Origin of the sequence: Pseudomonas wuhanensis (assembly GCF_030687395.1) — a bacterium.
Classification (GTDB): Bacteria; Pseudomonadota; Gammaproteobacteria; order Pseudomonadales; family Pseudomonadaceae; genus Aquipseudomonas; species Aquipseudomonas wuhanensis.
Genome location: NZ_CP117430.1, coordinates 1,292,361 through 1,313,387 on the forward strand (window position 1 = coordinate 1,292,361; position 21,027 = coordinate 1,313,387).

General features: G+C 59.5%; 20 protein-coding genes. 16 read left to right on the top strand and 4 right to left on the bottom strand.

The genetic code is table 11. The features are described from left to right. Positions 1–5 precede the first annotated feature (5 nt). The 15 genes from hscB (at position 6) to PSH88_RS06125 (ending at position 14,515) form a co-directional block, all read left to right on the top strand. A complete protein-coding gene (gene hscB, locus PSH88_RS06055; RefSeq protein WP_008070981.1) occupies positions 6–527 on the top strand; it encodes a co-chaperone HscB in 522 nt (173 codons plus the stop codon). A 51-nt stretch (positions 528–578) separates the two neighbouring features. Next, complete coding sequence (gene hscA, locus PSH88_RS06060) at positions 579–2,441, top strand: Fe-S protein assembly chaperone HscA (RefSeq protein WP_305425341.1); 1,863 nt, start codon at positions 579–581, stop codon at positions 2,439–2,441. Positions 2,442–2,444: 3 nt separating this feature from the next. Next, the gene (fdx, locus tag PSH88_RS06065) at positions 2,445–2,786 is read left to right on the top strand and encodes an ISC system 2Fe-2S type ferredoxin (RefSeq protein ID WP_018927066.1); all 342 of its coding nucleotides are present in this window, start codon (positions 2,445–2,447) and stop codon (positions 2,784–2,786) included. Positions 2,787–2,800: 14 nt separating this feature from the next. After that, positions 2,801–3,001, top strand: a complete 201-nt coding sequence (gene iscX, locus PSH88_RS06070; RefSeq protein ID WP_305425342.1) for a Fe-S cluster assembly protein IscX — start codon at positions 2,801–2,803, stop codon at positions 2,999–3,001. Positions 3,002–3,093: 92 nt separating this feature from the next. Beyond that, on the top strand, positions 3,094–3,519 hold the full coding sequence (gene ndk, locus PSH88_RS06075) for a nucleoside-diphosphate kinase (protein ID WP_305425344.1): 426 nt from the start codon (positions 3,094–3,096) through the stop codon (positions 3,517–3,519). Between the two features lie 28 nt (positions 3,520–3,547). After that, positions 3,548–4,696 (top strand): dual-specificity RNA methyltransferase RlmN, encoded by a 1,149-nt coding sequence (gene rlmN / locus PSH88_RS06080; protein WP_007903600.1) that lies wholly within the window; start codon positions 3,548–3,550, stop codon positions 4,694–4,696. Positions 4,697–4,708: 12 nt separating this feature from the next. After that, positions 4,709–5,467 carry a type IV pilus biogenesis/stability protein PilW gene (pilW, locus tag PSH88_RS06085; protein ID WP_007903601.1) on the top strand — a complete coding sequence of 253 codons (759 nt, stop codon included), beginning with the start codon at positions 4,709–4,711 and terminating at the stop codon, positions 5,465–5,467. Continuing rightward, positions 5,467–6,492 (top strand): RodZ domain-containing protein, encoded by a 1,026-nt coding sequence (locus PSH88_RS06090; protein ID WP_305425345.1) that lies wholly within the window; start codon positions 5,467–5,469, stop codon positions 6,490–6,492. The genes pilW and PSH88_RS06090 overlap by 1 nt, the downstream gene beginning before the upstream one ends. 3 nt (positions 6,493–6,495) lie before the next feature. After that, a complete protein-coding gene (gene ispG / locus PSH88_RS06095) occupies positions 6,496–7,605 on the top strand; it encodes a flavodoxin-dependent (E)-4-hydroxy-3-methylbut-2-enyl-diphosphate synthase (protein ID WP_008070966.1) in 1,110 nt (369 codons plus the stop codon). Positions 7,606–7,642: 37 nt separating this feature from the next. Continuing rightward, a complete protein-coding gene (gene hisS / locus PSH88_RS06100; RefSeq protein WP_305425347.1) occupies positions 7,643–8,932 on the top strand; it encodes a histidine--tRNA ligase in 1,290 nt (429 codons plus the stop codon). A 40-nt stretch (positions 8,933–8,972) separates the two neighbouring features. After that, a complete protein-coding gene (locus tag PSH88_RS06105) occupies positions 8,973–9,614 on the top strand; it encodes a tetratricopeptide repeat protein (RefSeq protein ID WP_305425348.1) in 642 nt (213 codons plus the stop codon). Further along, positions 9,607–10,758: an outer membrane protein assembly factor BamB gene (gene bamB, locus PSH88_RS06110; protein WP_305425349.1), complete on the top strand. Its 1,152-nt coding sequence runs from the start codon at positions 9,607–9,609 to the stop codon at positions 10,756–10,758. Before PSH88_RS06105 ends, bamB begins: the two co-directional genes overlap by 8 nt. Positions 10,759–10,893: 135 nt before the next feature. Continuing rightward, a complete protein-coding gene (gene der / locus PSH88_RS06115) occupies positions 10,894–12,363 on the top strand; it encodes a ribosome biogenesis GTPase Der (protein WP_305425350.1) in 1,470 nt (489 codons plus the stop codon). 224 nt (positions 12,364–12,587) lie between these two features. Continuing rightward, positions 12,588–13,736 carry a pyridoxal phosphate-dependent aminotransferase gene (locus tag PSH88_RS06120; RefSeq protein WP_305425351.1) on the top strand — a complete coding sequence of 383 codons (1,149 nt, stop codon included), beginning with the start codon at positions 12,588–12,590 and terminating at the stop codon, positions 13,734–13,736. Further along, complete coding sequence (locus PSH88_RS06125) at positions 13,724–14,515, top strand: amidohydrolase (RefSeq protein WP_305425352.1); 792 nt, start codon at positions 13,724–13,726, stop codon at positions 14,513–14,515. Before PSH88_RS06120 ends, PSH88_RS06125 begins: the two co-directional genes overlap by 13 nt. 203 nt (positions 14,516–14,718) lie before the next feature. Here the strand turns inward: PSH88_RS06125 and leuA are convergent, their stop codons facing one another. From leuA to PSH88_RS06145, 4 genes are all read right to left on the bottom strand, one after another. Further along, the gene (gene leuA / locus PSH88_RS06130) at positions 14,719–16,398 is read right to left on the bottom strand and encodes a 2-isopropylmalate synthase (protein WP_305425354.1); all 1,680 of its coding nucleotides are present in this window, start codon (positions 16,396–16,398) and stop codon (positions 14,719–14,721) included. A gap of 497 nt (positions 16,399–16,895) precedes the next feature. Then, on the bottom strand, positions 16,896–17,717 hold the full coding sequence (locus PSH88_RS06135; protein WP_305425355.1) for a peptidoglycan DD-metalloendopeptidase family protein: 822 nt from the start codon (positions 17,715–17,717) through the stop codon (positions 16,896–16,898). A gap of 3 nt (positions 17,718–17,720) precedes the next feature. Next, the gene (gene xseA, locus PSH88_RS06140) at positions 17,721–19,100 is read right to left on the bottom strand and encodes an exodeoxyribonuclease VII large subunit (protein ID WP_305425356.1); all 1,380 of its coding nucleotides are present in this window, start codon (positions 19,098–19,100) and stop codon (positions 17,721–17,723) included. A gap of 66 nt (positions 19,101–19,166) precedes the next feature. Then, a complete protein-coding gene (locus tag PSH88_RS06145; protein ID WP_305425358.1) occupies positions 19,167–20,063 on the bottom strand; it encodes a LysR family transcriptional regulator in 897 nt (298 codons plus the stop codon). A 98-nt stretch (positions 20,064–20,161) separates the two neighbouring features. On the opposite strand from PSH88_RS06145, the gene PSH88_RS06150 reads away from it, so the two are divergent. After that, positions 20,162–20,929, top strand: coding sequence for a sulfite exporter TauE/SafE family protein (locus tag PSH88_RS06150; RefSeq protein WP_305425360.1), 768 nt, complete (start codon positions 20,162–20,164; stop codon positions 20,927–20,929). Positions 20,930–21,027 lie beyond the last annotated feature (98 nt).

Sequence of the window (21,027 nt, forward strand, 5' to 3'; positions counted from 1 at the left end):
TGCGCGTGGGTACTCCTTGTCATTTCGCTTTGTTTGAGCTGAAGCCGAGCTTCCGTCTGGATCTCGATCAGTTGGCCACGCGCTACCGTGAGTTGGCGCGCGGTGTTCATCCGGACCGCTTTGCAGACGCTTCCGAGCGTGAGCAGCGGCTGGCGCTAGAGCAATCCGCGAGCCTCAACGAGGCCTACCAGACGCTCAAAAGTCCCCCCAAGCGCGCGCGCTACTTGCTCGCCATGGGTGGTCGCGAGCTGCCGCTGGAGGTCACGGTGCATGATCCGGAGTTTCTTCTGCAGCAGATGGAGCTGCGTGAAGAGCTCGAAGACCTGCAAGACAGCGCCGATCTGGCGGGTGTCGCAGTGTTCAAGCGTCGCCTGAAGACTGCGCAGGATGAACTGAACGAAAGCTTCGCAGCCTGTTGGGATGATGCAGCGCAACGTGAACAGGCCGAGCGCCTGATGCGGCGTATGCAGTTCCTCGACAAGCTCACCTACGAAGTGCGCCAGTTAGAAGAGCGCCTCGACGATTAACCCAGTGCCGCTCCGGTCGCACGCCTGATATACAGATAAGTCCTGATAACGATGGCCCTACTGCAGATCGCCGAACCCGGCCAAAGTCCTCAACCGCACCAGCGTCGTCTGGCTGTGGGGATCGACTTGGGCACTACCAATTCGCTGGTCGCTGCATTGCGCAGTGGTCTTTCCGAGCCTCTGGCTGACGCGCAAGGGCAGGTCATCCTGCCGTCTGCCGTGCGCTATCACGCCGATCGCGTCGAAGTCGGCGAATCGGCCAAACTGGCCGCCGCGTCCGATCCTTTGAACACTGTGCTGTCGGTCAAGCGCTTGATGGGTCGTGGTTTGTCCGACGTCAAGCAATTGGGCGACCAGCTGCCGTACCGTTTCGTCGACGGCGAGTCGCACATGCCGTTCATCGACACTGTGCAAGGCCCGAAAAGCCCGGTCGAAGTCTCCGCCGATATCCTCAAAGTGCTGCGTCAGCGTGCTGAAGCGACCTTGGGTGGCGAATTGGTTGGCGCGGTGATTACCGTTCCAGCCTATTTCGATGATGCACAGCGTCAAGCCACCAAGGACGCGGCCAAGCTGGCCGGTCTGAACGTGCTGCGCTTGCTCAATGAGCCAACCGCTGCTGCGGTGGCTTACGGTCTGGATCAACAGGCTGAAGGCCTGGTTGCCATTTATGACCTGGGCGGCGGCACCTTTGATATTTCGATTCTGCGCCTGACCGGCGGTGTGTTCGAAGTGCTGGCTACCGGCGGCGACAGCGCTTTGGGTGGCGATGACTTCGATCACGCTATTGCTGGCTGGATTATCGAGGGCGCCGGTCTGTCGGCCGACCTCGATCCGGGTACGCAACGTAATCTGCTGCAAACCGCGTGCGCAGCCAAAGAAGCCCTGACCCATTGCTCGTCCGTCGAAGTCGCTTATGGTGACTGGAAGGCCGAGTTGACCCGTGAAGCCTTCAATGCGCTGATCGAGCCAATGGTTGCTCGCAGCCTGAAAGCCTGCCGTCGCGCGGTGCGTGATTCCGGTATCGAGCTGGAAGACGTTCATGCGGTGGTCATGGTCGGCGGCTCGACGCGCGTGCCTCGCGTCCGCGAAGCCGTTGCGCACGCCTTCGGTCGCGAACCGCTGACCGAAATCGATCCGGATCAAGTCGTGGCCATCGGTGCCGCGATCCAGGCCGATACCCTGGCTGGCAACAAGCGTGACGGCGGCGAACTGCTGTTGCTCGACGTGATTCCGTTGTCCCTGGGGCTGGAAACCATGGGCGGTCTGATGGAGAAGGTGATTCCGCGCAATACCACCATCCCCGTCGCCCGGGCTCAGGACTTCACCACTTATAAAGATGGTCAGTCGGCCATGGCGATCCACGTATTGCAGGGCGAGCGCGAGCTGATCAGTGACTGCCGCTCCCTGGCGCGCTTCGAATTGCGCGGTATTCCTGCGATGGTCGCTGGTGCGGCGAAGATTCGCGTGACCTTCCAGGTCGATGCAGACGGTCTGCTCAGTGTCTCGGCCCGCGAATTGGGTTCGGGTGTCGAAGCCAGCATTCAGGTCAAACCGTCCTACGGCCTGACCGACGGTGAAATCGCCAAGATGCTCAAGGATTCGTTCCAGCACGCCAACGACGACAAGGTCGCCCGCGTATTGCGTGAGCAGCAGGTCGATGCCCAGCGCCTGATCGAGGCGGTTCAGGGGGCTCTGGATGTCGACGGCGAACGCTTGCTCGACGCCGAAGAGCGCATGGTCATCGAATTGCAGATGCAGGAGCTGACCGAATTGATGAAAGGCACCGATGGTTACGCCATTGAGCAGCAGACCAAACGTCTGTCGCAAGTGACCGATGCCTTTGCTGCCCGCCGCCTGGACTCGACGGTGAAAGCCGCTCTGGCGGGGCGCAATCTGAATGAAATCGAGGAATAATTGATGCCGCAGGTCATTTTTCTGCCACACGAGAAGTTCTGCCCGGAAGGCATGGTTGTGGAGGCTGAGCCTGGCATATCCATTCTCGAACTGGCCCATGAACACCATATCGAGATGGAAAGTGCTTGTGGTGGCGTCTGCGCGTGCACCACTTGTCACTGCATCATTCGTGAGGGTTTCGACTCGCTGGAAGAGGCTGATGAGCTGGAGGAAGACTATCTTGATAAGGCCTGGGGGCTGGAAGCTCAGTCACGTCTGGCCTGTCAGGCAAAAGTCGGGACTGAAGACCTGACCGTTGAAATTCCGAAATACTCGCTCAACCATGCCGCCGAAGCGCCGCACTGATTCAAGGAACCGACATGAGTCTGAAATGGGTTGATGTGCTGGAAATCGCGATCCAGCTGGCTGAGTCAAAGCCGGGTGTGGACCCGCGTTATGTGAACTTCGTCGATCTGCACCAATGGGTGCTGGCATTGCCGGAGTTCAGTGATGATCCGACCCGCGGTGGCGAGAAGGTGCTTGAAGCCATTCAGGCCGCCTGGATCGAAGAAGCAGACTGAGTCTGTACCGTACGCAGTTAGGCAATACCAAAGAACCCGCGTATAATTCGCGGGTTTAATTTTTCGCAAATTACCGTTTCTGGAGTTACACCATGGCTGTTCAACGTACTTTCTCCATCATCAAGCCTGACGCCGTTGCTAAAAACGTGATCGGCAAGATCGTTTCCCGTTTCGAAGACGCTGGCCTGCGCGTTGTAGCTTCGAAAATGAAGCAACTGTCCAAAGCCGAAGCTGAAGGCTTCTACGCTGAGCACAGCGCTCGTGGTTTCTTCAACGACCTGGTTGCTTTCATGATCTCCGGTCCGGTTGTCGTTCAGGTTCTGGAAGGCGAAAACGCTATCGCTCTGAACCGTGAGCTGATGGGCGCTACCAACCCTAAAGAAGCTGCTGCCGGCACCATCCGCGCTGACTTCGCTGATTCCATCGACGCCAACGCTGTACACGGTTCGGACTCCGAAGCCGCTGCTGCTCGCGAAATCTCGTACTTCTTCGCAGCTACTGAAGTAACCACTCGCTAAGCATTGGCTTAAGAGTGAAGGTGAATCCATGACTACATCGACTGTAAAAACCAACCTGCTGGGTCTGACTCAACAGGAAATGGAAAAATTCTTCGACTCAATCGGGGAGAAGCGTTTCCGTGCCGGTCAGGTAATGAAATGGATTCACCACCTTGGCGTTGATGATTTCGACGCCATGACGAACGTCAGCAAGGCCTTGCGCGACAAGCTCAAGGCCATTGCTGAAGTCCGCGGCCCCGAAGTGGTCAGCGAGGACATCTCCACCGATGGCACCCGTAAGTGGGTGGTGCGCGTGGCGTCCGGTAGCTGCGTCGAGACCGTGTACATTCCCCAGGGCAAACGCGGCACTCTGTGCGTTTCGTCCCAGGCAGGCTGTGCCCTGGATTGCAGCTTCTGCTCCACCGGCAAGCAAGGTTTCAACAGCAACCTCACCGCCGCCGAAGTGATCGGTCAGGTGTGGATTGCCAATAAATCGTTCGGCAGCATCCCGGCGACCGCCGACCGTGCCATCACCAACGTGGTGATGATGGGCATGGGTGAGCCGCTGCTGAACTTCGACAACGTCGTGGCCGCCATGCATCTGATGATGGATGACCTGGGCTACGGGATCTCCAAGCGCCGCGTAACCCTGTCCACTTCGGGCGTGGTGCCGATGATCGATGAGTTGTCCAAGCACATCGACGTGTCCCTGGCGTTGTCGCTGCACGCACCAAACGACGCATTGCGTAACCAATTGGTGCCGATCAACAAAAAATATCCGCTTAAGATGCTGCTCGAGTCGTGCCAGCGCTACATGTCGTCCCTGGGCGAAAAGCGCGTGTTGACCATCGAGTACACCTTGCTCAAGGACATCAACGACAAGGTTGAACATGCCGTTGAGATGATCGAGTTGCTCAAGAACATCCCGTGCAAGATCAACCTGATTCCGTTCAACCCGTTCCCGCATTCCGGTTACGAGCGCCCGAGCAACAACGCGATTCGCCGGTTTCAGGATCAGCTTCACCATGCAGGCTTCAATGTCACCGTACGCACCACCCGCGGTGAAGACATCGATGCCGCGTGTGGCCAATTGGTAGGGCAGGTGCTGGATCGCACCCGTCGCAGCGAACGTTATATCGCCGTGCGCGAATTGAGCGCCGAAAACGATATCGCAACAAACGCCGCGAACAATAATTAAGAGAGGATCTCTATGTCCCTGCGCTTCGCGCTGCTTGTGCTGTTGGCCAGCCTCTGTGCTGGTTGTGTCCTGTCGGGCGATTTCAACCCGATGAAGACCAGCAAGGGCCGTGATGAAGCGCGTGCCGCCTACGTGCAGCTGGGCCTGGGGTATCTGCAGCAGGGCATGACCGAGCGCGCCAAAGTCCCGTTGAAGAAGGCCTTGGACCTGGACAGCTCGGATCCTGACGCCAACGCGGCACTGGGGCTGGTGTTCCAGGCCGAGATGGAACCGGAACTGGCCGATCAGCATTTTCGCAAGGCACTGTCCTCTCGTCCCGCCGATGCGCGAATCCTGAATAACTACGGCAGTTTTCTTTTCGAAGAGAAACGTTACAAAGAGGCGTACGAACGCTTCGAACAGGCCGCTGCCGATACCCTGTATCCTGAGCGTTCACGGGTTTTCGAAAACCTGGGCATGACCGCTTCAAAGCTTGGCCAGCGTGATCTGGCCCGCCAGCAACTGGAAAAAGCCCTGCGTTTGAATCGACAACAGCCACGTGCATTGCTGGAAATGGCTGAGTTGTCTTACGAAGACAGGCATTATGTGCCCGCGCGTGACTACTACGACCGTTTTAGCCTGCTCACCGAACAAAATGCACGTAGTCTATTGCTCGGCGTTCGGCTGGCAAAAGTGTTCGAAGATCGCGACAAGGCCGCCAGTTTTGGCCTGCAATTAAAACGACTCTATCCCGGTACGCCGGAATATCAGCAATACCTGTCGGAGCAATGATGAAAGCGGCGCATCCCGAAGTTGTAGCAGCGAATCGCGTTAACCCCGGTGAGACTTTGCGCCAGGCCCGCGAAAGCAATGGCTGGTCGCTGGCCGAAGTGGCCCTCAAGCTCAACCTCACCGTCAATTCCCTGAGCAATCTGGAAGCTGGCGCTTTCGACAGGCTGCCTGGGCACACCTTTGCTCGTGGCTATATTCGCGCGTATGCCAAATTGCTCGGTATGGACCAAACTATTCTGGTCCAGCAGTTCGACCAATCCACCGGCACCGACTCACAGGGCAGCAACGTCCACAGCCTGGGGCGTATCGAAGAGCCGGTTCGGGTTTCCCACACCATTTTGCGAATTGTCAGCCTGCTGTTGCTGCTCGCGGTGATTGGCGGTGGTTTTATCTGGTGGCAGGATCAAACTTCATTGCGCACCAAGGACCTGATCGGCCTGGCTCCGGAACACGTTGAAGTCGAAGGCGCCGACGGCACCACCCAGATCCATCCACTGGACGAGCCGGAAGACCAAGCGGTTGCGCAGGGGCAGGCTGAAGGTGAGACGCCTCTTGCGCTGCCTCAGACCGAGACTTCGACCGAAGAGCCAGTCAGTGCCGAAACGAGCGCGCCGGCGCCAGCAGCTCCAGCAGTAACGCCTGCGGCGGCGGCCCACAGCACTGCTCCGGTGGTCGCGACACCGGCGACGCCTGCCCCGGCTGTTCCCGCTGTACCTGCACCGGTTGTCACGGCCCCGATTGCTCCGACCGCCCCGGCTCCAGCTCCGGCAGCTCCGGTGGCCGGCCAAGGCCAGGTGCAACTGCAATTCACCGCCGATTGCTGGACGCAAGTGACCGATGGCACGGGTAAGGTGCTGTTGAGTGGTCTCAAGCGTAAAGGCGAAAATGTTACTGTCAGCGGCAAACCGCCTTTTTCCGTGCGTCTGGGCTTCGCCCGTGGCGCGCAGGTCAGTTACAACGGGCAGGTGGTTGATGTCGCTCCGTTCACCAGTGGCGAGACTGCTCGCCTGAAGTTGGGTCAATAAGTCATGCACGGCGAATCTCCAATCAAACGTCGCGAATCCCGCAAGATCTGGGTCGGTAACGTGCCCGTGGGCGGCGATGCGCCTATCGCTGTTCAGAGCATGACCAACAGCGACACCAATGACGTGGCCGCCACCGTGGCCCAGATCAATCGTCTGGAAGCGGCTGGCGTCGATATCGTGCGGGTTTCCGTGCCGGACATGGACGCCGCCGAAGCCTTCGGCAAGATCAAGCAGCTGGTCAAAGTGCCGTTGGTGGCCGACATCCACTTCGACTACAAGATCGCTTTGCGCGTAGCCGAACTGGGTGTGGATTGCCTGCGGATCAACCCGGGCAACATCGGTCGTGAAGACCGCGTGCGTGCGGTGGTCGATGCCGCCCGTGATCGCGGGATTCCAATCCGCATCGGCGTCAACGCCGGCTCCCTGGAAAAAGACCTGCAAAAGAAATATGGCGAGCCGACTCCGGCTGCGCTGGTCGAGTCCGCCTTGCGTCACGTTGAACACCTCGAGCGCCTGAATTTCCAGGACTTCAAGGTCAGCGTGAAAGCCTCCGACGTGTTCATGGCCGTCGCCGCTTACCGCTTGCTGGCCAAGGAAATCGTCCAGCCGCTGCATCTGGGTATTACCGAAGCCGGTGGTTTGCGCTCAGGCACAGTGAAATCCGCCGTGGGCCTCGGTATGCTGCTCGCCGAAGGGATTGGCGATACTATTCGCATCTCGTTGGCGGCCGACCCGGTCGAGGAAGTGAAAGTCGGCTACGACATTCTCAAATCCCTGCACCTGCGTTCCCGTGGAATCAACTTCATCGCCTGCCCGAGCTGCTCGCGGCAGAACTTCGATGTGGTCAAAACCATGAACGAGCTGGAAGGGCGTCTCGAAGACCTGCTGGTGCCGCTGGATGTCGCGGTAATCGGTTGCGTGGTCAACGGGCCGGGCGAAGCCAAGGAAGCCCATATCGGCTTGACCGGCGGTACGCCAAACCTGATTTACATCGACGGCAAGCCGGCGCAGAAACTGACTAATGACAATCTGGTGGATGAGCTCGAACGATTGATCCGCCAGAAAGCGGCCGAAAAGGTCGAAGCCGACGCGGCTGTAATCGCTCGCGGCTGAGCCTGACTGAAGAGCCGAACGAATTTAAGGATTTAAAGTGAGCAAGTCTCTGCAAGCCATTCGTGGCATGAACGACATCCTGCCCGAACAGACTCCCCTGTGGCGTCATTTCGAGGGCACCGTCTCGCGTTTGCTGGATAACTACGGTTACAAGCAAATCCGCATGCCGATCGTCGAGTTCACCGAGCTGTTCAAACGCTCCATCGGTGAAGTGACCGACATCGTCGAAAAAGAGATGTACACCTTCGAGGACCGCAACGGCGATTCCCTGACCCTGCGCCCTGAAGGCACGGCGGCCTGTGTGCGTGCGGTGCTCGAGCACGGCATCACCGGCGGCGGCCAGGTGCAGAAACTCTGGTACATCGGCCCGATGTTCCGTCACGAACGTCCACAGAAAGGTCGTTATCGCCAGTTCCACCAGATCGGTTGCGAAGTCTTCAACCTCGACGGTCCGGACATCGACGCCGAGCTGATCGTGCTGACCTGGCGCCTGTGGGGCGAGCTGGGTATCCGCGATGCGGTCAAGCTCGAACTCAATAGCCTGGGCACCAGCGAGTCCCGTGGCCGTTATCGTGAAGCCCTGGTCGAATACCTGTCCGCTCGCCTGGATCAACTGGACGAAGACAGCCAGCGTCGTCTGAAGACCAACCCGCTGCGGGTTCTGGATACCAAGAACCCCGACACCCAAGCGGCATTGGCCGACGCGCCAAAAATGGCCGACTACCTCGACGAAGAATCCCGCGTGCACTTCGAGGGCCTCAAGACTCGTCTGGACGCCGCCGGCATTCCTTATGTGATCAACCCGAAGCTGGTTCGCGGGCTGGATTACTACAGCAAGACCGTTTTCGAATGGGTCACCGACAAGTTGGGCGCTCAGGGCACCGTGTGTGCCGGTGGTCGTTACGACGGTCTGGTGGAGCAGATGGGCGGCAAGCCGACCACGGGCGTCGGTTTCGCCATGGGCATCGAGCGTCTGGTGCTGCTGCTTGAAACCCTGGAGCAGATTCCCGAAGAAATCTCCCGTCAGGTCGATGTCTACCTCTGCGCCTTCGGTGAAGCCGCCGAACTGGCCGGTCTGGTCCTGAGCGAGCGTATTCGTGATCAATTGCCCAACCTGCGCCTGCAAGTCAATGCCGGCGCCGGCAGCTTCAAAAGCCAGTTCAAGAAAGCCGACAAGAGCGGTGCGCTGTACGCATTGATTCTCGGTGAGGACGAAATGGCCCAGCAAGTGGTAGGTTTCAAACCCCTGCGTGGCCAGGGCGAACAACAAAGCATTGCCTGGGATGCGCTTGCTGCACACCTGGCCACCTGCGTCGTGCAGGGTTGAAGCTGTCAAACAGCCGATTTAGCGATTAAGGAGTATTGGGGTGTCGAGTACCGAAGACGAACATCTGGCGGAGTTGAAGGACTGGTGGACACGCAACGGCAAGCCCCTGGTCACTGGCGGCCTGTTGGCGCTGGTCATCGTGTTCGGCTGGCAGGCCTTTCAGAAGTATCAGAGCAATCAGTCGCAAGGCGCCTCGATTCTCTATCAGCAATTGCTCGAAACCACGCTGACGCCTGACGGCAAGCCTGATGCTGCACGTGTTTCGGACCTGGCCGGCAAGCTCAACAGCGAGTTCGGCGGCACCGCTTACGCGCAATACGGCAGCCTGTTCATGGCGAAAGTCGCGGTCGACAGCGGCAAGCTGGACGACGCAGCCACCGAGCTGAAAGCCATTGTCGACAAACCGGCCAATCCGGCACTCGGCGAAATTGCCCGTCAGCGCCTGGCGCAGGTGCTGGCCGCGCAGAACAAGGTCGATGAAGCCCTGAAACTGCTCGAAGGCGATGCCGACAAAGCTTTCCTGGCTACTCGCGAAGAACTCAAAGGCGACCTGCTGGTGCAGTTGGGTCGTACCGACGAAGCGAACACGGCGTATCAAAAAGCCAAGGCGGCACTGTCGGATGAAGCGGCGGTCGGCGGCCTACAAATCAAGCTGGACGACCTGGCCAAAGGGGATGCGTGACGTGATCCGTTGGAAACATGCAGCATTGCTGGCTCTGGCCATATTGGCCGCGGGTTGCAGCAGCAACAGCAAAAAAGAATTGCCACCGGCCGAGTTGACCGACTTCAAAGAAGAAGTGGTTCTGCAGAAGCAGTGGAGTCGTTCGATCGGTGACGGTCAGGGCGAAACCTACAACATGCTGGTTCCGGCGATCGATGGCGATACCATCTATGCCGGCGACGTCACCGGTGTGGTGATGGCGATGGATCGCAGCAATGGCGACGTCAAATGGAAGAAAGATCTCGAACTGCCTGTCTCCGGCGCCGTTGGCGTGGGTTACGGTCTGGTCATGATCGGCACGCTCAAGGGCGAAATCGTTGCCCTGGATGCCAGCAGCGGTGAAGAGAAATGGCGCGCTCGCGTGACCAGTGAAGTGCTCGCGCCGCCGGCCACCAACGGTGACGTTGTTGTGGTTCAGACCCAGGATGACCGTCTGATCGGTCTGGATGCCGCTACCGGCAACCAGCGCTGGTTGTATGACAGCACGCCAGCGGTTCTTACTCTGCGCGGTACCAGCGCACCGATCGTCACCAACCGCCTCGCGGTGGCTGGCCTGTCGACTGGTAAAGTGGTCGCTCTGGATGTTTCCAACGGCGTGCCGGTGTGGGAACAGCGCGTAGCGATTCCACAAGGTCGTTCGGAGCTGGAGCGTGTGGTCGATATCGACGGTGGCTTGCTGCTGTCCGGCGGTACGCTGTATGTCGCCAGCTATCAGGGTCGTGTTGCGGCACTGGACCTGGAAAGCGGCCGTCAGCTCTGGCAGCGTGATGCTTCCAGTTATGCCGGCGTTGCTCAGGGTTTTGGCAGCGTCTACGTGAGCCTGTCCGCAGGCACCGTTGAAGGCGTCGACGAACGTTCTACCACTGCGTTGTGGAGCAACGATTCGCTGGCCCGCCGTCAACTGTCGGCTCCGGAAGTGTTCTCCAGCTATGTTGCAGTCGGTGATATGGAAGGCTACCTGCACCTGCTGAGTCAGGTGGACGGTCGTTTCGTCGGCCGCGAGCGCATCGACAGCGATGGCCTGCGTGCCCGTCCGCTGGTGGTGGGTGACACGATTTATGTGTATGGCAACAGCGGCAAACTGGAAGCCCTGACCATCAAGTAAAGACTATGCTTGGGGTTTAACCCCCAAGCGGCCTTGCTCTGCAAGGTTTGCGGCACTCCCAAGTGCTGCCCCGAGCACCAGCCGCTGCCTCGCAGCGGCTTTTGTATTTTCTGAAATAACGAAGTGGAGAGCCGCATGGTTCCCGTAATCGCCCTGGTGGGCCGACCGAACGTCGGCAAGTCCACCTTGTTCAACCGCCTGACCAGGACTCGCGACGCCATCGTCGGCGACTTGTCCGGTCTGACCCGTGATCGCCAGTACGGTGAGGCCAAGTGGCAAGGGCGTTCCTACATTCTGGTCGACACCGGCGGTATCTCCGGTGACGAGCACGGTATGGACGAAAAAATGGCCGAGCAGTCGCTGCTGGCCATTGAAGAAGCGGATGTCGTTTTATTCCTGGTAGATGCCAAGGCCGGTTTCACCGCGGCCGACCAGATGATCGCCGAGCACTTGCGCAAGCGTAACAAGCGTTCTTACGTGGTTGCCAACAAGGTTGACAACATCGACCCTGAAATGGCCCGCGCCGAATTTGCTCCGTTGGGCATGGGCCACGCGATCCCGATCGCCGGTGCCCATGGTCGTGGCATCACCCAGATGCTGGAAATCGCCCTGAGCGACTTCCCGAAAGACGAAGAAGAGCAGGAAGAAGGCGAAGAAGAAATCGTTGCCGAAGGTGAGGAAGCCAAGCGCATTCCTGGCCCAAGCGAAAAAGACGGTATCAAGATCGCCATCATCGGCCGTCCGAACGTCGGCAAGTCGACCCTGGTCAACCGCATGCTCGGTGAAGACCGGGTTATCGTTTATGACCAGCCCGGCACCACCCGCGACAGCATCTACATCCCGTTTGAACGTAACGACGAGAAGTACACGCTGATCGACACCGCCGGTGTGCGCAAGCGCGGCAAGATCCACGAAGAAGTTGAAAAGTTCTCCGTGGTCAAAACCCTGCAAGCGATCAAAGACGCCAACGTGGTGATCTTCGTGATGGACGCCCGCGAAGGCGTGGTGGACCACGACCTCAACCTGCTGGGTTTTGCCCTTGAAGCCGGTCGTGCGCTGGTTATCGCGATCAACAAGTGGGACGGCATGACGCCGAGCGAGCGCGACTTCGTGAAGGTCGAGCTGCAACGTCGACTGTTCTTCGTCGACTTCGCCGATATCCACTTCATCTCGGCCCTGCACGGCACTGGCGTAGGCAACCTCTACGCGTCGGTACAGAACTCGTTCAAGTCTGCGGTCACCCGCTGGCCGACCAACCGCCTGACCCAGATTCTGGAAGATGCGGTTGGCGAGCACGCGCCGCCGATGGTCAACAACCGCCGGATCAAGCTGCGTTATGCCCACTTGGGTGGTGCGAACCCGCCGATCATCGTGATCCACGGTAACCAGATCGAGAAGGTTCCGAAGTCTTACGTCCGTTACCTGGAAAACACTTACCGTCGTGTGCTCAAGCTGGTCGGTACGCCGATCCGCATCGAGTTCAAGGGTGGCGAGAACCCGTACGAAGGCAACAAGAACACGCTCACTGACCGTCAGGTCAACAAGAAGCGTCGTTTGATGACTCACCACAAGAAAGCCGACAAGAAGCGCCGCGACAAGCGCTGATTTGAGGCTAACCCGGTTCCTGTGGGAGCGGGCTTGCCCGCGATGAACGATAACGCGGTGTACCTGTGACACCGCGGCGTGACCATCGCGGGCAAGCCACGCTCCCACAGGATCGGGTTACAGAAAGGGCGCTATAGGCGCCCTTTTTTTATGGGCGCCGTTTGGGCTATTCTCGAGCTCTCCCGTGCCGTCGTAGAGCCGGGTGTAGAGCCAGGGAATCACCGATGATCACCAGTAAGCTGCCGAATGTCGGCATCACTATCTTCACTCAGATGTCTCAGCTTGCGGCGCAAACCGGGGCGATCAATCTGTCTCAGGGGTTTCCCGATTTCGACGGCCCGCAGGCCTTGCGCGATGCAGTTGGTCGGCACATCGCCAGTGGCCACAACCAGTATTCGCCGATGACTGGCCTGCCGGTGTTGCGTCAGCAGATTGCGGCGAAGATCGCTCGCAGCTATGGCGCCCATGTCGATGCCGACAGCGAAGTGACAGTCACTCCCGGCGCGACTCAGGCAATCTTCTGCGCCATTCAGGCGGTGATCCACGGCGGCGATGAAGTGATCGTGTTCGATCCTGCCTACGACAGTTATGAACCTTCGGTGGAGCTGGCCGGTGGCCGTTGCGTGCATGTGCAACTGGGTCTGAAAGACTTTTCCATCGACTTCCAGAAGCTAGCTGAAGCCATTACACCGCGCACGCGGATGATTATCCTCAATACCCCGCACAACCCCAGCGGCGCGCTGATCAGTCGTGCCGAGCTCGATCAACTGGCGGCGTTGATCCGCGACCGCGATATCTATGTGATCAGCGACGAGGTCTACGAACACCTGGTATTCGACGGCGTGCCTCACGTCAGCGTATTGGCCCACGAAGAGCTCTATCAACGCGCATTTGTGGTCAGTTCGTTCGGCAAGACCTACCACGTCACTGGCTGGAAAACCGGTTACGTAGTGGCGCCGCCAGCCCTTAGCGCCGAGCTGCGCAAGGTTCACCAGTACGTCAGTTTCTGCGGCGTGACGCCGCTGCAATACGCTTTGGCCGATTACATGGCCGAGCACCCGGAACACGTCGAAGAGTTACCGGGTTTCTATCAGGCCAAGCGCGATCTGTTCTGCGATCTGCTGGCGCCGTCACGCTTCAGTTTCAGCCGCGTGGCGGGTACTTACTTCCAGCTGGTCGATTACTCGCAGATTCGCCCGGACCTCAATGACGTCGAGATGGCACTGTGGATGACCCGCGAACATGGCGTCGCGAGCATCCCGATCTCGGTGTTCTACCAGACTCCACCGGTCGGCCAGCGCCTGGTGCGCCTGTGCTTTGCCAAGCGCGAGGAGACCCTGCGTGAAGCAGCGGCAAAACTATGCGTGATCTGAGTGCTCTGCCCAATCTGAATGTCGCGCTGATCCAGACCACCCTGGTCTGGCATGATCGTCAGGCCAATCTGGAGCATTTCGAGCCCTTGCTGGAACAGGCTCGTGGCGCGGACCTGATCATCCTTCCGGAGATGTTCACCACCGGTTTCTCCATGGAGTCGGAAACCCTCGCCGAGCCGGAAAATGGCCCCACCAGTAAATGGCTGCGGGTTCAGGCAGCGAAACTGGATGCGGTGATTACCGGCAGCATCATCGTCCAGGTGGCTGACGGCAGTCATCGCAATCGTCTGTTGTGGGCGCGGCCGGACGGGGAGGTGTGGCATTACGACAAGCGTCACCTGTTCCGCATGGCGGGTGAGCACAACCATTTCACCCCGGGCGAGCGTCAGGTGCAGTTCGAATTGAAGGGCTGGCGAGTGCGGCCGCTGATTTGCTACGACCTGCGTTTCCCGGTCTGGAGCCGCGACCCTCAAGACACCGACTTGTTGCTGTACACCGCCAATTGGCCGGGCGCCCGGCGCCAGCACTGGAACCGTTTGCTGCCGGCACGGGCGATTGAAAACCTCTGCTATGTGGCAGCGGTGAACCGCATCGGTACCGATGGCAAAGGCTTTGCGTATACCGGTGACAGTCAGGTGCTGGATTTTCAGGGTGAGACGTTGCTTGGCGCAGGCGATGCCGATGGGGTCTTCAAGGTCGTTCTGGACGCGGCGGAGCTGGCGGCTTATCGCACGCGGTTTCCGGCGAATCTGGATGCGGATACCTTTGAGTTCACCTGAGATTTTCGCTGCCTGACAGGGCCTCATCGCGGGCAAGCCCGCTCCCACAGTTGACCGGTGTGACACAGATTTTGTGTACACCACAATCCCATGTGGGAGCGGGCTTGCCCGCGATGAGGCCCTGACAGGCGACACAAAAAATACAGGCAAACAAAAAGGCCCCAAGGTTCACACCCCGGGGCCTTTTGCATTGCAGCGCAGACTTACGCCGCTTTCGCTTCCGGCTGGCTCAGGGAGCGGTTCAGCGCGCTGAACAGCGCCTTGAAGCTGGCGGTGGTGATGTTTTCATCGATGCCGACGCCATGCACCGCACGCTCACCGTTTACGCGCAGTTCAATGTAGGCCGCAGCCTTGGCATTGGTGCCCGCGCCGATGGCGTGTTCGTTGTAGTCCATGATTTCCACCGGAATCGGCAGGCCGGCCACCAGTGCTTCCAGAGCGCCGTTGCCCTTGCCGCGCCAGTGCAGGTTGGTTTCGCCCTGACCTTTGCTGGAGACTTCCACTTCCACGGCGCTGTGACCGTTTTCTTCCTGCAAGCGATGGCTGACCAGCGCGTACGGGGTATTGGCCTGCAAGTACTCGCTGTGCAGCAGCGCGTGGATCTGCTGGGCTGTCATCTCCAGACCCAGGCGATCGGTTTCACGCTGCACGACCTGGCTGAACTCGATCTGCATGCGGCGCGGCAAGTTGATGCCGTATTCCTGTTCCAGCAGGTAAGCGATACCACCCTTGCCCGACTGGCTGTTGACGCGAATCACCGCCTCGTAGCTGCGACCGATGTCGGCCGGGTCGATCGGCAAGTACGGCACTTCCCACAGCTCGTCCGGTTGCTGCTGGGCGAAGCCCTTGCGGATCGCATCCTGGTGGGAGCCGGAGAACGCGGTGTGGACCAGGTCGCCAACGTACGGGTGACGTGGGTGCACAGGAATCTGGTTGCACTCTTCGACGACTTTGCGCACGCCATCGATGTCGGAGAAGTCCAGCTCGGGGTCGACGCCCTGGGTGTAGAGGTTCAACGCCACGGTTACCAGGTCGACGTTACCGGTACGCTCGCCGTTGCCGAACAGGCAGCCTTCGACACGGTCGGCGCCGGCCATCAGGCCCAGCTCGGTGGCGGCCACGCCAGTGCCACGGTCGTTGTGGGTGTGCAGGCTGATGATCACACTGTCACGGCGGTTGATGTGGCGGCCGAACCATTCGATCTGGTCGGCATAGATGTTCGGGGTGGCGCATTCGACGGTGGCAGGCAGGTTGAGGATCACCTTGTGCTCAGGCGTCGGGTTCCACACTTCGATCACCGCGTCGCAGACTTCCTTGGCGAATTCCAGTTCAGTGGCGCTGAAAGTTTCTGGCGAGTACTCGAAAGTCCACTCGGTTTCCGGCTGCTGGGCGGCGTATTTGACGAACAGCTTGGCGGCGTTCACGGCGATGGCCTTGATCCCGTCCTTGTCCTGATTGAAGACAATGCGGCGGAAGGAAGGGGAGGTCGCGTTGTACAGGTGAACGATGGCTTTCTTGGCACCGCGCAGGGATTCGAAGGTACGTGCGATCAAGTCTTCACGGCCCTGGGTCAGCACCTGAATGGTGGTGTCGTCCGGGATGTGGCCGTCTTCGATCAGGGTACGCACGAAGTCGAAGTCGGTTTGCGAAGCAGCCGGGAACGAGGCTTCGATTTCTTTCACGCCGACTTGCACCAGGGTTTTCCAGAAACGCAGCTTCTTGACCGCGTCCATGGGCTCGATCAGCGACTGGTTACCGTCACGAAGGTCCGAGCTGCACCAGATCGGCGCTGCGGTGATGGTCTTTGATGGCCAGGTGCGGTCCGGGATGTCGATGGTCGGGAACGCGCGGTATTTAGAAGACGGGTCTTTGAGCATGCTCATCGGGAAATCCTTATTGTGTGGGCCGAAAAAAGGCGGCCTGCCGGTGGATCAAATGTTCTGGGGATAAAACGTAAGACGAGGCACCGCGATTCAGCCTGGCAGTCGTGCACTGACAAGGCACAGGCTGCGGTGCTGGCGAAGCTGAATGAGGGTGTGAGAGGTTTTCATGCCTTCAACCCTAACCGCGAGGGGAAAGGATGGCAAGCAGTCGAAAAACTTTGAGAGGAATACTCGAAAAGCTAGGTTATGCGAGATTTTATTGCCCATAAGAGGCTGGATCGTTTTGATGTTTGCGCAGTGTCTCAGCCATGCGCAATAGATAGAAGAGGGGGTTGAGTGGATTGGGAGTGTTCAGATTTATCTGCGGATTTCAGTGATGCTCAGGCCGTCTTCGCGGGCAAGCCCGCTCCCACAGGGTTTTGTGTCGTAGCAAAATCTTGAGTTCAGCCCCGGAAACTGTGGGAGCGAGCCTGCTCGCGAAGAGGCCATCAGCATATTTAAGGCTGAAACGCGCCAATAAAAATCGCCGGATCCACCCGCGCATCGTTCAGGCTGATGTTCCAGTGCATGTGCGGCCCGGTCGCGCGCCCGGTGGAGCCGACTTTCCCGACCACGCCACCACGTGCCAGCTGCTGGCCGACTTTCACGTCGATCTTCGACATGTGGCAGAACATGCTGATAAAGCCCTGGCCGTGGTCGACGAACACCGTATTGCCGTTGAAGAAGTAATTCCCGATCAGGATTACCTTGCCGGCGGCCGGGGTTTTGATCGGTGTGCCGGCGGGAACTGCAAAGTCGAGGCCCGCGTGGGGGTTGCGCTCTTCGCCATTGAAGAAGCGGCGCACGCCGAACTTGCTCGACAGCGGCCCATTGACCGGTTTGTCCAGCAGCAGGTTGCTCGGGGTGTTCGGGCTAAAGCTGCGGTAAGCCTGGATCTGCTCGGCCAATTCGCCCTCGATGCGCTTGAGATTTTCCGGGTTCGGATTGACCTGCTGCGTATTCTTCAGGGTGATGTGCTGTTCCGGGTATTTCTTGTTGCCGACGGTGAAACTCAGGTTGCGGCCACCGCTGCTAAGCGACTGACTGCCCGGTTTGACCGTCAATGGCACGCCGACAATGGCCAGCCAGTTGTTCTGTTCCTTGACCACCAGCACCGGTTTGCCTTGATAGCTGGCTTTCGGTGCCTGGGCGGAGTTGCCCAGATCCACCACGGCCACGCCGCCCGGCACCGGTTTGTTCAACAGGCGGGTGATGTAACTGTCTGCGTGTGCGTTGAAGGTCAGGCACAGCAACAACATCGGAGCGAAAAAACGCGGCATGGATCAATCCAGTAAAGAAAGGGTGACAGGCGTCAGGTGATTGTCTTCGACCCGCACTTGCAGCTCGCCTTCACCCAGTTTGGCTTTCAGGCGCTGGCCAGTATGGGTCTGCGCGGCGCTGCGAATCGCGTTGCCGCGCTCGTCCAGCAGAATGCTGTAGCCACGCGCGAGGGTCGCCAACGGGCTGACCACGTGCAGCGTCTGCATCTGACTTTGCAGTTGCAGGCGACGGGATTTAAGCCCTTCACGCATGGCCCGGGGCAGGCGTTCGGCGAGGCTGTCGAGGCGTTGGCGGAGCATCGCCAATTGTCGCCCCGGATGTTGCCCGGCGAGGCGGGTTTCCAGGCGGATCAAACGTTCGCGACGGGTATTGAGGTTGCGCTCGAACGCGCGGCGCATACGCATGTCCAGATCATCCAGACGTTGTGCTTGCTGACGCAGACGTTCGCCGGGATGGCGCAGGCGCCGGGCCATGCCCTCCAGGCGCAACCGGTCGCGCATCAAGCGGTCGCGGATGCGCATCACCAGGCGCCGATGCAGACTTTCGACGCGACGCACCAGATCGCTGGAGTCCGGCGCGAGCAGTTCGGCCGCGGCGGACGGTGTCGGGGCGCGGACGTCGGCGACGAAGTCACTGATCGACACGTCGGTTTCATGACCGACAGCGCTGACAATCGGCGTCACGCAGGCATCCACGGCGCGAGCCACGGCTTCTTCGTTGAAACACCAGAGGTCTTCCAGCGAACCGCCGCCACGGGCCAGGATCAACGCGTCGAAACCGCGGGCATCCGCCAGCTTCAGCGCGCGGACAATTTGCGCGGTGGCTTCGCGACCTTGCACAGCGGTGGGGATCAGCGTCAGTTGGATCTGCGGCGCGCGGCGGCGGAACACGCTGATGATGTCGCGGATCACCGCGCCCGTGGGCGAGCTGATGATGCCGATGCGTTGCGGATGCGCCGGCAGCGGCACTTTGCGCTCGGCACTGAACAGGCCTTCGGCGCTGAGCTTTTCCTTCAACGCATCGAAGGCCAGACGCAGGGCGCCGTCACCGGCCGGTTCCACGGTGTCGAGAATCAGTTGGTAGTCGCCACGGCCTTCAAACAGCGAAACCTTGCCGCGAACCTTGACCGCCAAGCCGTCTTTCAGCGCCTGGCGAACCCGCGCGGCGTTCTGCCGGAACAGCGCGCAACGCACCTGGGCACCGCTGTCCTTGAGGGTGAAATACACATGGCCGGACGCCGGGCGGGCGAGGTTGGAGATTTCGCCTTCGACCCAGATATTGCTGAACACGTCTTCGAGCAACACCCGCGCGCGGCCGTTGAGCTGGCTGACAGTCAGGACTTCCCGGTCCAGGCCGAGTCTTGCAAAGGGATCTTTAATCATGGGGCGCAGTTTAAAGGCATTCGGCGATCAATCTCCATGATCCGGCGAAAATCCCCTGTGGTGTTGCTACGCCGATCGGGTGAAGTGCTCAACGAATTGCTGAACCAGCGCAGTGGGACTCTGCCGATAGGCGAGGGCGACGGTGCTGTGGCAATCCGGGTCGGCCAAGGGCAGAAAGTGGATATCCGGCGGCGCGATGTCTTGCATCGATTCCGGTAACAGCGCGATGCCGAACCCGGCCTGGATCAATTGCAGCTGCGTGGTTTTGCGTGACACCACCCGCGCCGCCTGGGGAAAGAACCCCTGGCGCATGCACAACTCGGCGGACAGATAGCTCAGACCGCCACGCTGTGGATGAGGGATGGAAATAAACGCTTCATCTTTCAACTGTGCCAGATCGATGCCGTGCGCGGACTTATCCACAGCTAGCCGATGATTCGGCGGCACCGCCAGTAACAGGCGCTCGCTGTACAGCGGAACAATCTGCACCCCTTCACGCTGACGCAGCACCGGCAGGCGCAACAGGCCCACATCGAGGCGACCTTCGGCCAATTCTTCCAGTTGCGCCTCGGAGGACAGCTTGACGATGTCCATGGACACACCGGCGTGCCGATCCAGATAAACGCTGATGCCCCGCAGCAACCGACCGCTCATCGGCACGGTGCTGGAGTGACTCAGACGCAACACACCCAGTTGACCTTCACCTACTTGAGTGGCCATCTCGCTGGCCTTGGTCAGTTCGTTCAACAGGTTTCTGGCCCGAGGCAAGAACGCTTCACCCGCCGCCGTCAGTCGGGGTTGGCGCGCGGTGCGTTCGAACAGCGGCGTTTGCAGTCGGGTTTCCATGTCCTTGATCTGCCGGCTCAAGGCCGATTGAGCAATAAACAGTCGTTCGGCTGCAGCGCTGAAGCTGCCACTCTCGGCGATTTCCACGAAGTAACGCAATTGGCGGGTTGAAAGCACGAGGTATGCCTTTTCGAGATGGGTGGTCGACGTTGAAGATATTAGTCGCAACGCTATGCGCTGGCTAAAGTCATCGCAGGAATTAAAGGAAGTTGTCGATGAATGTGCTGGAGTTGTTAAACCAATGGCCGTGGGGTGCGGTGGATTGGCTGGTGATCGGGCTGGGTATCGCTCTGGCCTACATCGTATTCGGCATCGCCGGTTTCGGCACCGCGCTGGTGGCCGGGCCGATTCTGATCCTGTTCATGCCGCTGTCGAAAATCGTGCCGCTGCTGGTGTTGCTGGATTTCGTCGCGGCGTTCGGCAATCTGTTGCCCTCGCGACGGAATGTGGCGAGGCCCGAACTGCTGCGGCTGCTGCCGTGCATGGCGGTGGGCTGCACGTTGGGGGTGATTTTTCTCCTGAACTTGAAGTCCGATGTCTTGCTGCTGTTGATGGGGCTGTTTATCAGCGCCTATGCGGTCTACAGCCTGTGGATTAAAACCCGTCCGGCGCAATTGTCCGCCGGGTGGGCGGTGCCGATGGGCACGGTGGGCGGGATGTTCGGGGCGCTGTTTGGCAGTGGCGGCTTTTTATATGCAATCTATTTGAACAGTCGGCTGCCCAAGGATGCGGCCCGGGCAACCCAGAGTGCGTTGATCAGTTGCAGCACCGTGGTGCGTTTGAGCCTGTTTGCCGTCGCCGGTGTGTATGCCGAGCTACCCTTATTGGTATTGGCGCTGTGTTTGTTGCCGGCGATGGCGCTGGGGTTGTGGATCGGCCGGCGGTTGACCATGAAATTGTCCCGCGAGGCATTCGTGCGGCTAGTGACTTGGTTGGTGCTGGCCAGCGGGATTGCCTTGATCGGGCGTTATTTGAGTACTTGACCGGATTTCGTCAGGGATTAAGCTGCCGGCCGCCTTGGCGCTATCGCGGGCAAGCCCGCTCCCACAAGGATCTCAGGTGAGCACAAATGTGTTTACGA

Bases quoted from the DNA above. Each gene is read 5' to 3' on its own strand.
- hscA (WP_305425341.1), top strand. From the start codon at position 579: ATGGCCCTACTGCAGATCGCCGAACCCGGCCAAAGTCCTCAACCGCAC.
- fdx (WP_018927066.1), top strand. From the start codon at position 2,445: ATGCCGCAGGTCATTTTTCTGCCACACGAGAAGTTCTGCCCGGAAGGC.
- iscX (WP_305425342.1), top strand. From the start codon at position 2,801: ATGAGTCTGAAATGGGTTGATGTGCTGGAAATCGCGATCCAGCTGGCT.
- ndk (WP_305425344.1), top strand. From the start codon at position 3,094: ATGGCTGTTCAACGTACTTTCTCCATCATCAAGCCTGACGCCGTTGCT.
- rlmN (WP_007903600.1), top strand. From the start codon at position 3,548: ATGACTACATCGACTGTAAAAACCAACCTGCTGGGTCTGACTCAACAG.
- pilW (WP_007903601.1), top strand. From the start codon at position 4,709: ATGTCCCTGCGCTTCGCGCTGCTTGTGCTGTTGGCCAGCCTCTGTGCT.
- PSH88_RS06090 (WP_305425345.1), top strand. From the start codon at position 5,467: ATGAAAGCGGCGCATCCCGAAGTTGTAGCAGCGAATCGCGTTAACCCC.
- ispG (WP_008070966.1), top strand. From the start codon at position 6,496: ATGCACGGCGAATCTCCAATCAAACGTCGCGAATCCCGCAAGATCTGG.
- bamB (WP_305425349.1), top strand. From the start codon at position 9,607: ATGCGTGACGTGATCCGTTGGAAACATGCAGCATTGCTGGCTCTGGCC.
- der (WP_305425350.1), top strand. From the start codon at position 10,894: ATGGTTCCCGTAATCGCCCTGGTGGGCCGACCGAACGTCGGCAAGTCC.
- PSH88_RS06120 (WP_305425351.1), top strand. From the start codon at position 12,588: ATGATCACCAGTAAGCTGCCGAATGTCGGCATCACTATCTTCACTCAG.
- PSH88_RS06125 (WP_305425352.1), top strand. From the start codon at position 13,724: ATGCGTGATCTGAGTGCTCTGCCCAATCTGAATGTCGCGCTGATCCAG.
- leuA (WP_305425354.1), bottom strand. From the start codon at position 16,398: ATGAGCATGCTCAAAGACCCGTCTTCTAAATACCGCGCGTTCCCGACC.
- PSH88_RS06135 (WP_305425355.1), bottom strand. From the start codon at position 17,717: ATGCCGCGTTTTTTCGCTCCGATGTTGTTGCTGTGCCTGACCTTCAAC.
- xseA (WP_305425356.1), bottom strand. From the start codon at position 19,100: ATGATTAAAGATCCCTTTGCAAGACTCGGCCTGGACCGGGAAGTCCTG.
- PSH88_RS06150 (WP_305425360.1), top strand. From the start codon at position 20,162: ATGAATGTGCTGGAGTTGTTAAACCAATGGCCGTGGGGTGCGGTGGAT.